Source organism: Bacteroides salyersiae, from assembly GCF_031172035.1.
In the GTDB taxonomy this organism is placed as follows: Bacteria; Bacteroidota; Bacteroidia; order Bacteroidales; family Bacteroidaceae; genus Bacteroides; species Bacteroides salyersiae.
This window is the reverse complement of sequence record NZ_CP133452.1, coordinates 5,550,346-5,561,372: the sequence shown is the minus strand read 5'-3', so window position 1 is coordinate 5,561,372 and position 11,027 is coordinate 5,550,346. Positions and strand designations below refer to the sequence as shown.

Genomic DNA, 11,027 nt, shown 5'->3' with positions numbered 1-11,027 from the left:
AACGGCTACAATACATTTATTAATTAAGCAAAACTTCTACGGTTGCAAAATTGGGAATCTTATTTGAGAAAAACAAATCTGTTTTTTCTTGTATTTCTCGTTGGAAGAATAATACCTTTACTTTCAGCTACTTATGATAACCCAATAAAATAGCCCCTTGAAAGAGGCTATTGTTTTTTTATAATGCTCTGTTTATTAATATTTTATCCTAATTTTGATACTCTATTTTTATTTAGGCAAATGCCTCTCTATTTTATTTCTTTTGGTCTGTATATGCACTTTACGAGACTTTTCAGTTTTCTGTTTTTAAGTTCTGTTATTTAGATGAAATCTATATAATACGGAAAACTACTTCTCTTTTTTTCCGAATAAAGAGAAGTGTACATAGCGTTTGGGATGTTCCTTCAAATCTTCAAGCAGACTTGCTGCGTTGGCAGTAGTTGCGTTTAAATTGTTATATAATTGTGGATCATTTAAGAGTAATCCTACGGTGTTGTCTTTACTGTTTAATTTTTCTGTAACGATTTTTACATTAGCCAAGGTCTGTTCTATCTCATTAAAAGTGTTGGCATAATCTATTTTTTTCAAATTGTCGCTAATGCTTATGAAGTTATCTCCCAATGTGTTCAACTTACCAGTTAGCTGTGGAATGTCTCTTCCCATCAATACTTTCAGTTGTCCACTGGTCACTTCAAGATTAGCAGCCATTTTCTCTACGGAATGTAAAGTAGCAGGAATGCTTTGATCTCCCAGTATTGTATTTAATGAAGTCATTATGGAATCGAGTTTTGGGAGCATTTGCTCTATTTGCGGCATGAGAGCTGCCACACTTTCCATCATGCCATTATTTAATTTTCCGGGTATTGTGTCTCCTATAGCATATTTTTCGCGAGGATTATTAGCCAGTAGAATGTCCATTCTTACCCCTCCCATCAGTTCGGATGTCAACTCTGCAGAACTTCCTTTGGGGATACGGAGCTCCGTATCCAGTTCTACTTCTACGACTACATTTTCGGCTTGATTGTAATCGTAATAAATATCCCGCACGATACCTACACGTACTCCATCTGCAAAAACAGGACTCGATTTAGCCAGTCCGTTCACATTCTTGAATTTTACATAGAAATAGCTTGAAGGTTTAAACATGTTTATTCCCTTCAAATAATTGATGCCGTAAACAAGTACGCACAAAGCAATAATTCCTGCAATACCTATTCTTACTTCTTTTGTAATGTATTTCATTTCAGTACTTTATTTATTTCGTTTCTTTTTGAATTCTGCAATAGCAGCGTTTATATTTATTTTCTCTCCATCACGGAAAGCAATGATAAAAGCATCTTTAAACTTGTCGGTGATGGTACGTTTGGATCGTAATACTTTATTATAGTCTGATGAAGCACCATAAGTGTATTTATACAATCCTCCTTCTTTATAGTAATCTATATCTGTCAATCCATTTAAGCGCTTGTCATTTTTGGCTAACGGCTTTGAAGAGGTTAGTATTTGTATTTTAAACGTTATTTCTCCATCATTTGTTGCACTTTCTACTGTAATGGGGCGTTGTGGGGAAGCTTTTGTTGTCGGATTGGTCTTGGTGTTTTCCTGTTTGGGAACGGCGGCTATTACAGTTTCAGGGGTCTCAGTACTCTCTTCCGGAATGATGGTGCGACTGGCACCGGTCAACCGTATTTCTTGCTCCCGTTTATAGGTAAGGAAAGCGCGATAAATTCCTTTTGCCAAAGTGCTGGTTCCTGCTTCCGTATTGAGGTAACGTTCTTCTTCGGGAGTCGATATAAATCCTAATTCCACTAAAATGCTGGGCATGGCACTTGCTTTCAATACGAGGAATCCTGCTTGGTGTACGCCACGGTCCACCCGTTTGCACGTATGGCGGAATTGTTTCTGTACAAGAGAAGCCAGATGTACACTTTGTTCCATATACTTGTCTTGCATGAACTCAAAAATGATGTATGATTCGGCAGAATTCGGGTTGAAACCGGCATAGCGGGTTTTATAATCGCTCTCGTAAAGGATTACTGAGTTTTCGCGTTGGGCTACGGCAAGATTAGCGTCTGATTTGGCAAGACCCAATGTCCAAGTGGATGCTCCTTTGGCAACACGGTTGTTGGCAAGGGCATTGGTGTGTATGGAGATAAACAGGTCTGCTTTTGCGCTATTGGCTATTTCAGCTCGTCGGTCTAATGGAATGAATACGTCCTTACTGCGGGTGTAGATTACTTTTACATCATCGCAGTTCTTTTTGATCATGTTTCCTAACTTTAATGCCACATTCAGATTTATATTCTTTTCTTTCGAGATTTTGCCGACAGCTCCGGGGTCATGTCCTCCATGACCGGGATCAATGACGACAACAAAATCTTTGGCCCATGCACTACCGATACAAAGCGGAGAGTAGAGCAGTACAAGGCAGACGAATATATATAATATGTAATGTCTATTAAGTTTCATGTTATTGCAATGACGCTGCAAATGTAGTGGAATTTTGCTGAAAACTTGCTATTCGCCATTAAGTTTTGTGTTTTTTTCCATATTTCATGTCGTTTATTTCCGTGATTCGTTGTTACTTTGCATTTCAAAATAATAAATGATATAATAATGCTTAAGTTTCTGAAGAATTGGACATTGCCCATCGCCATGCTGTTGGGGGGCATAGGGTATCCTTTATTTATCAGACTTTCTTTTTTGACTCCGGCACTTATTTTCACGATGTTGCTGCTCACTTTTTGTAAGGTGTCTCCCCGCGATCTGAGACCGAAGCCTTTGCATTTATGGCTACTCTTGATACAAATATTCGGGGCGATAGCTGTTTATTTGCTCCTTTTTCGTTTTAATAAAATTGTGGCTGAAGGAGCGATGGTTTGTATTATCTGTCCTACGGCTACTGCTGCTGCGGTTATTACTTCCAAATTGGGCGGAAGTGCGGCAAGTTTGACAACTTATACTTTGATTGGCAATATAGGGGCGGCTGTTGCTGTTCCGGTTTTATTTCCGTTAATTGAGGTACATGCAGAGATCAGTTTTTTAGATTCTTTTCTGCTGATATTGAGTAAAGTCTTTCCTTTATTGATCTGTCCGTTTTTAACTGCGTGGCTGTTACGGCGATTTCTCCCTCGTGTTCACCGTACTTTATTAAATTACCATGAACTGGCTTTTTATCTTTGGGCTGTGTCACTGGCTATTGTTACTGCGCAAACACTTTCTTCTCTGATAAATGATCCGGCCGATGGATTTACAGAAATAATGATTGCATTTGCCGCACTTGTAGCTTGTTGTCTACAATTCTTTTTAGGAAAAACTTTAGGTAGTTTGTACAATGATCGTATCAGTGGCGGGCAGGCATTGGGACAGAAGAATACAATTTTAGCTATCTGGATGGCACATACTTATCTGAATCCGCTTTCTTCCGTAGGTCCTGGAAGTTATGTGCTGTGGCAAAACATTATCAATAGCTGGCAGTTGTGGAAAAAGAGGAAGAAAGAGATGAAACAGTAAATAAAAGATCCGGAAATATATGGTTGTTTGTTAATCTTGGTTATTTTTTTATTTTCTTTGTTACCTGCTTGTTACGCGAATTGTATGATATTATAAACACATCGTCTCTTATATTACATTTTAAACTATAAATTTTATATCATGAAAGGATTAAAGTTATTATTGTTGAGCTTTTGCGTCGCTTTTGCCGCATGTTCGGTACAATCGCCTTCCGTACAGGTTTCGGACAAGGGTACTAAATGGAGTTGGGATAAAGGAACTATCGTTGTGGAAACTCCTGAACGTCCTGCCGGTCAAACCAGTGTGATTGGTTTGACAGCTCCTAAAATAGAGGCCGTTCGTGTTGGTTTTGTCGGTTTAGGAATGCGCGGTCCCAGTGCTGTGGAACGTTTTACTTATATTCCAGGCGTGGAGATTGTGGCTCTTTGCGATTACGAACAGGAACGTGCCGAGAAGTGCCAGCGCTTTTTGAAGAAAGCTTCCATGCCTAAAGCTGCTGTCTATTCCGGTGAGAAAGGGTATGAAGAATTATGCAAGCGTGACGATATTGACTTGGTTTATATTGCTACTGATTGGTTGCATCATTTTCCTGTAGCCGTCTGTGCAATGGAAAACGGTAAACATGTGGCTATCGAAGTGCCTTCGGCTATGAGTCTGGAAGAGTGCTGGGCATTGATCGATTTATCGGAAAAAACGCGCAAGCATTGTATGATTCTGGAAAACTGCTGTTATGACTGGTTCGAAATGAATACGTTGAATATGGCTCAACAGGGAGTATTCGGAGAGGTAATTCGTGCGCAAGGTGCTTATATTCATAATCTGGAACCTTTCTGGGATCATTATTGGAAAAACGGTGAGGCCGATAAATTAGGATGGCGTCTGGACTATAACATGAAACATCGCGGTGACGTGTATGCCACTCATGGTCTCGGTCCTGTAGCTCAAGCACTGGATATTCATCGTGGTGATCGTATGAAGACGCTGGTGGCTATGGACACAAAGTCGGTAGCAGGTAAGGCACTTGTAGAAGAGAGAACAGGAGCCGGCTGCGATAACTTCCGTAATGGTGACCATACTACTACACTTATCCGCACAGAAAACGGAAAGGTGATCGAAATACAGCACAATGTGATGACTCCGCAACCTTATAATCGCCTGTATCAACTTACGGGAACGAAAGGGTTTGCTAATAAATACCCCGTAGAAGGCTATGCTCTGGATGCTAAACAACTGACTGCTTCCGGTATGGAGCCGAAAGTAGATGATTTAAGTTCACACAGTTTCTTGCCTAAGGATGAAATGAATGCTTTGGTAGAAAAATACCAGCATCCGATATTGAAAAAATATGGTGAAATGGCCAAAGAAGTAGGGGGACATGGCGGTATGGATTTTATTATGGATAGCCGTCTGGTATATTGCTTGCAAAATGGTTTGCCATTGGATATGGATGTGTACGACTTGGCAGAGTGGTGCTGTCTGGCAGAGTTAGGCGAGCTTTCGATGGATAATGGTTGTGCTTCTGTTGCATTTCCCGATTTCACCCGTGGCGAATGGAATAAGATAAAAGGTTATAAACATGCGTATGCTACTCCGGAAGAGGAGGCTGCAATCATGGAAAAAGCAAAAGCCTTTACGCAGAAGTTGAAAGAAAAGGGTGCTGAAGAGTGGGCTGAAGATAAGTAGCCTCATTCCTTCTTTATTCGGATTTACATGAATGTTCCGGAGGGGGCATGCTTGTGAATCCGGGTAAAGAACCCTGTATGTGAGGGATAGACATTGCATGACAGGAAAGTAAAATATTACATCCGGATTAGTAATGATAGAAAATAATCAGGTACAACTGAGATTGCTATTTTGACAAGTACAGGTAGGAGTTGTTCTTCGAACCGATGAAGGACATTTGATACGGAAAGATTATTCCGAAAGATATTAGGTGTTGTATATCAAAGATTTAATTGTTTATTTGATAAACGGATAAACCGATATTCTTAGTCTGCAAGAATACGTTTTTAATGCTGTGTTAAATACAATCTTTTGCCGACAAGAATACGTTTCTTTACAGACAAAGAATTAATGTTTTGCGACGGGAGAAATAATATGCCGGGAACGGAATTAACAATGTTAAAATCAGATGCGCGGTTTCGCGTCAATATAACAAGTACTTTTTTCGCATTTCTTTGTATTTTTGTAATTCTTCTTTCCATCCGGCACGGATAGCTGCTTCGTCTTTACCGGCAAGAATTGCCTTGCGAACCGTATCCGTTCCCATCAACAGGTCGAACCAACGTGCCCGGTCGAAAAAGCCGTTTCCTTCTCCCGATTTCCAGTAGAAACGAAGAAAATAACGCAGTGTGAATCCGTTCACATTGTTGACTCTTCTCAAATCTTCTCCATAACAAGTTTGGTTTTTGTGCATCGGGTTTTTATCGAAACCGGGCAATGCTTGTGGGGTGAAACTAAAATCTCCGTATTTTTTGTTGGGTGCTCCGAGCACTTGAAACGGGAATGTGGTCCCTCGTCCTACACTGATACGAGTTGCTTCGAAAGGGCAGAGGGAAGCATACAGACGGATTGACTGATCGTTGGGTAGGTTAGGAGAGGGTTTGATGGGTGGAGAATAAGGTTGTCCGTGTTCCCATCCCGTCATGGCTACTACAGTCAGCCGGCAAGCTTCCGAGGTTTTATTGATCCATCCTTCACCGTTGATCATCAGAGCCAGTTCGCCGATCGTACAACCGTGAAGAACGGGGATAGGCAACATACCTACAAAGCTGCGGAAAGAAGGACGCAGTATAGGACCGTCTATGTAATCGCATGGGTTAGGCCGATCGAGTACAATCACTTCTTTGCCATTTTCAGCACAAGCTTCCATCACATAGAACAGGGTACTGATATAAGTGTAGAATCGGGCTCCGACATCCTGTATGTCGAACAAAATAATGTCGACATCCTGCAACTGGCGTACGGTTGGCTTTTTATTGTTTCCGTAGAGTGAGATGATAGGAGTACCCGTCTGGCTGTCTTTTCCGTCTTTTACCGTCTCTCCGGCATCGGCGTCGCCCCGAAAGCCATGTTCCGGAGCGAACACTTTCACCACGTTTATGTTTAAGCTCAACAGGGTGTCGAGCAGACAGGCCTGTTCTTCACCTATGACGGAAGTGGGGTTAATGACCATTCCTACCCGTTTTCCTTTGAGTAATGGCAGGTATTCTTCGGTACGTTCTGCTCCGGTGTTGAGAGTACCTTGTGCAAAAACTATGGTAATTCCAGCCAACAGGCAGGTGAGAATGAGGATTACTTTTCGGCGCATCTCGGTATTTTTTTGTAATATTGCACAAAAATATCCATTTGGATTGATTATTACAAGTTATAATAGATGAAGTTATGAATCCACTCGATTTAATTGATAAATATTATCCGCAGGATAACGAATTGAAACATATTCTGTTAGTACATAGCCGGTCGGTAGCCGATAAAGCTTTATGGATTGCCGCCCGGCATCCGGAACTGAAACTGGATGAGACCTTTCTGAACGAGGCCGCCATGCTTCATGATATCGGCATTTTTCTGACGAATGCCGCTCCCATCTATTGTTTGGGTACGGAACCTTATATTTGTCACGGTTATTTGGGTGCCGATCTGGTGCGTAAGGAAGGTTTCCCACAGCATGCTTTGGTCTGTGAGAGGCATACCGGAGCCGGGCTTTCATTGGAAGAAATCATTAATCAGCAACTTCCTGTTCCGCATCGTGAAATGTTGCCGGTGAGTTTGGAAGAACAGGTAATCTGTTTTTCCGATAAATTTTATTCTAAGACTCATCTTGACAGAGAAAAAACAGTAGATGCTGCCCGGAAGAGCCTGTCCAAATATGGTGAAGAAGGTTTAACGCGTTTTAATCGCTGGTGCGAACTTTTTCTATAGCACTAAAAAATAATTAAAAAGGGGGATTCCGATGTATAATTGGTGAAGATTGTGTACTTTTGCCCCTTCAAGCGTAAACTATTAGTTAATGGCGCCATTGAAAGCAAATACATTAATATCATTCATACTACTGTTTGTCTTACTGATGCTTCCTGATGAGGCACTGTCTCAGCGTCGCCGAAACAGGGGAGTGGAAGGAGGAAGAGAAAATTTTAATCCTCCTACGGTTCTGAACACGGACTCCTTGGGGACAGATTCAGTAAAAACCGATTCATTAGTTGTTGCTAAGCCTGCCAAAAAACAACCTTTGGATGCACCGGTAATTTATTCGGCAAATGACTCTATCGTTTTTGAGGAAGGAGGATATGCACATCTTTATGGGGATGGGAAGGTAAATTATCAAAGTATAGAATTGGGTGCGCAGATCATTACCATGAATATGGACAGCAGTACGGTATTTGCTCGTGGTGTGACGGATTCGTTGGGAGTGGAAACCGGAAAGCCCGTTTTTAAAGACGGTGATACTTCTTATGATACCGAAGCGATCCGGTATAATTTCAAAAGTAAGAAAGGGTATATCAATAATGTAGTCAGCCAGCAGGGAGAAGGATACGTTACCGGTAATAATGCCAAAAAAGGGGCTGATGACGAACTTTTCATGCAGAATGGTAAGTATACTACTTGTGATCATCATGATCATCCCCACTTTTATCTCCAGTTGACAAAGGCCAAAGTCCGCCCGAAAAAGAATGTAGTGACAGGGCCGGCTTATCTGGTAGTAGAGGACGTGCCTTTACCATTGGCTGTACCATTCTTTTTCTTTCCATTTTCCAGCAGTTATTCTTCCGGTTTTATCATGCCTACTGTTCTTGATGATTCCTCCCGTGGATTCGGTTTGTCGGATGGTGGATATTATTTCGCCATCAGTGACATGATGGATTTAAAGTTGACGGGAGATATTTTCACGAAAGGTTCGTGGAGACTTGGGTTGGAGACGAATTACAACAGACGTTACAAGTTTTCCGGTTCTTTGATGGCCGATTATCAGGTGACAAAAACAGGAGACAAGAATATGCCGGATTATTCGGTTTCTAAGGATTTTAAAATAGTGTGGAGTCATCGGCAAGACTCCAAGGCAAATCCAAACGCTACTTTTTCGGCCAGTGTGAACTTTTCAACCAGTAGCTACGAACGTACCAATATTGGTAACCTGTATAATTCGCAGTTGTTGACACAGAATACCAAGACGTCCAGTATCAGCTATTCACGTACTTTTCCGGATATTGGTCTGACACTTTCGGGAACAACCAATATATCGCAGACGATGAAAGACTCTTCTGTTGCAATAACGTTGCCCGATCTTAATATTACCCTGACCCGACGTTTTCCTTTCAAAAGAAAAAAAGCAGTCGGGGCAGAGCGTTGGTACGAAAAGATTTCGTTTCAGTATACCGGACGTCTGACAAACAGTATCAAGACAAAAGATAATCTGCTGTTTAAATCGAATCTGATAAAAGACTGGAAAAACGCTATGCAACATCAGATTCCAATAAGTGCTACATTTACTCTCTTCAAGTATTTCAATCTGACTCCAACATTTAATTATACAGAGCGTTGGTATACTAATAAAACGGAAAATTATTACGATGAAGAGAAACGGCAATGGGTGGCAACGGATACTATCTATGGTTTCAATCGTGTATCTAATTATAATTTCTCATTGGGGTTGAGTACAAAACTTTACGGTATGTATAAACCTCTTTTTATGAAGAAAAAAGAGATACAGATTCGTCATGTGGTGACTCCGCAGATTAGTATAAGCGGGGCGCCGGCGTTTGATAAATATTGGCAGGAGCACGAAGATAAGGATGGTAATATATACTATTTCTCTCCTTATTCCAATCAGCAATTCGGTACGGCACCACGTGAAAAGACGGGGTCGGTGACTTTCGACCTTTCTAATAATATCGAGATGAAATACCGGAATAGAAAAGACTCTCTTACTAAAATTAGTTTGATTGATGAATTGGGAGCTTCTCTTTCTTATAATATGGCGGCTAAAAAGCAACCGTGGAGCGATCTAACTTTACGATTGCGTTTGAAACTGACCAAGAATTATACGTTCAACTTGAGTTCTCGCTTTGCTACTTACGCCTACACGTTCGATAAGAATGGAGAAGTGACTACGGGAGATCGTACAGAGTGGTCTTATGGACGCTTCGGTCGCTTCTCCGGGTGGGGGTCTTCCTTTAATTATACCTTTAATAATGAAACTTGGAAAAAGTGGTTCGGGCCGAAAGATGATAAAGATCAGAAGGATAAAGATAAGGATCAGAATGGGGAGGATAGTGAGGATACGGCGGATACCGGCAGTGGTTCCGGAACAACTTCTAAAACAGTAGAAAAGGCGCAAGCCGATGCGGACGGTTATCAGGTATTTAATATGCCGTGGTCACTGAGTGTGAACTATTCATTTAATATCAGCGAAGACAGGAGTAAGCCCATTAATGTACATTCAATGCGTTATCCTTTTTCTTATACGCATAATCTCAATGCTTCTGGTAATGTGAAGCTTTCGAATAGATGGCAGGTGTCTTTCAGTACCGGTTATGATTTTCAAGCGAAAGAAGTTACTCAGACTTCGATGACTATCACGCGTGATTTGCACTGCTTCAATATGTCAGCCAGTCTTTCACCTTTCGGGCGTTGGAAATATTATAATTTCAAAATTAGTGCCAATGCCAGTATCCTGCAGGATTTGAAGTGGGAACAAAGAAGTCAGACTCAGAGCAATATACAATGGTATTAAAAAAAGGGCGAAAGCCCTTTTTTAGTTGAAAATTGAAAGTTGCTATGCAGCATAATATTTTTCTTATTTTCCTTTTCCCATCTCCATTCTCCCATCTCTCTTTTTTCCTTCTCTTCTTAGAAAATGATTTCTTTTTCTCCGTGTTCTCTTAAATATGCATTGGTCTTACTGAAATGCTTGTTTCCGAAGAAGCCGTTGTAGGCCGACAGAGGTGAGGGGTGGGCCGAACTAAGCACAAGATGCTTACTGCGGTCGATGAATGCTCCTTTACGTTGTGCATAACCTCCCCAAAGGATAAATACAAGATGCTCCCGTTCTTCTGCCAATGCGCGGATAGCTGCATCGGTAAATTCTTCCCATCCCCGGCGTTGGTGCGAGCCGGCTTGATGAGCGCGTACGGTTAATGTGGCGTTGAGTAATAATACGCCTTGTTCGGCCCACCGTGTCAGATTTCCGGTTGCCGGTGCTTCGATTCCCAAGTCGTCTTTTATCTCTTTAAAGATATTGACTAATGACGGCGGGAAAGGTACTCCGTCGTTTACCGAGAAACAGAGTCCGTGTGCCTGTCCTGGCCCATGATAAGGGTCTTGTCCGATAATGACAACTTTTACTTTGTCGAAAGGGCATAGGTTGAAAGCATTGAATATCAGCTTTCCGGGGGGATAAATGGTGTATTGGCTATATTCGCTTTTGACGAATTCTGTCAGTGTACGGAAGTAATCTTTTTCAAACTCCGGTTGCAGATGGGCTTTCCAACTTTCTTCTATTTGTACGTTCATAGTAT

General features: G+C 41.4%; 8 protein-coding genes. 4 read left to right on the top strand and 4 right to left on the bottom strand.

Annotated elements, in window-relative coordinates; genetic code table 11:
- Nucleotides 1-348: 348 nt before the first annotated feature.
- Nucleotides 349-1,242, bottom strand: a complete 894-nt coding sequence (locus RB604_RS21380) for an MlaD family protein (protein WP_005933518.1) — start codon at nt 1,240-1,242, stop codon at nt 349-351.
- 9 nt (nt 1,243-1,251) lie between these two features.
- A complete protein-coding gene (locus RB604_RS21375) occupies nt 1,252-2,469 on the bottom strand; it encodes an N-acetylmuramoyl-L-alanine amidase family protein (protein ID WP_172680687.1) in 1,218 nt (405 codons plus the stop codon).
- 147 nt (nt 2,470-2,616) lie between these two features.
- Here RB604_RS21375 and RB604_RS21370 point away from each other — a divergent pair, with 147 nt between their 5' ends.
- Complete coding sequence (locus tag RB604_RS21370; protein ID WP_055294793.1) at nt 2,617-3,513, top strand: bile acid:sodium symporter family protein; 897 nt, start codon at nt 2,617-2,619, stop codon at nt 3,511-3,513.
- Between the two features lie 141 nt (nt 3,514-3,654).
- Nucleotides 3,655-5,196 carry a Gfo/Idh/MocA family protein gene (locus tag RB604_RS21365; protein WP_021935907.1) on the top strand — a complete coding sequence of 514 codons (1,542 nt, stop codon included), beginning with the start codon at nt 3,655-3,657 and terminating at the stop codon, nt 5,194-5,196.
- A gap of 463 nt (nt 5,197-5,659) precedes the next feature.
- On the opposite strand, the gene RB604_RS21360 is transcribed toward RB604_RS21365, so the two are convergent.
- Nucleotides 5,660-6,823: an exo-beta-N-acetylmuramidase NamZ family protein gene (locus RB604_RS21360; RefSeq protein ID WP_055294795.1), complete on the bottom strand. Its 1,164-nt coding sequence runs from the start codon at nt 6,821-6,823 to the stop codon at nt 5,660-5,662.
- A gap of 74 nt (nt 6,824-6,897) precedes the next feature.
- Between RB604_RS21360 and RB604_RS21355 the strand changes: the two genes are divergently transcribed.
- Nucleotides 6,898-7,434 carry an HD domain-containing protein gene (locus tag RB604_RS21355; protein ID WP_005933506.1) on the top strand — a complete coding sequence of 179 codons (537 nt, stop codon included), beginning with the start codon at nt 6,898-6,900 and terminating at the stop codon, nt 7,432-7,434.
- An 88-nt stretch (nt 7,435-7,522) separates the two neighbouring features.
- A complete protein-coding gene (locus RB604_RS21350; protein WP_007482164.1) occupies nt 7,523-10,243 on the top strand; it encodes a putative LPS assembly protein LptD in 2,721 nt (906 codons plus the stop codon).
- A gap of 116 nt (nt 10,244-10,359) precedes the next feature.
- Here the strand turns inward: RB604_RS21350 and ung are convergent, their stop codons facing one another.
- Nucleotides 10,360-11,022 carry a uracil-DNA glycosylase gene (ung, locus tag RB604_RS21345; protein ID WP_005933500.1) on the bottom strand — a complete coding sequence of 221 codons (663 nt, stop codon included), beginning with the start codon at nt 11,020-11,022 and terminating at the stop codon, nt 10,360-10,362.
- Nucleotides 11,023-11,027: the final 5 nt, after the last annotated feature.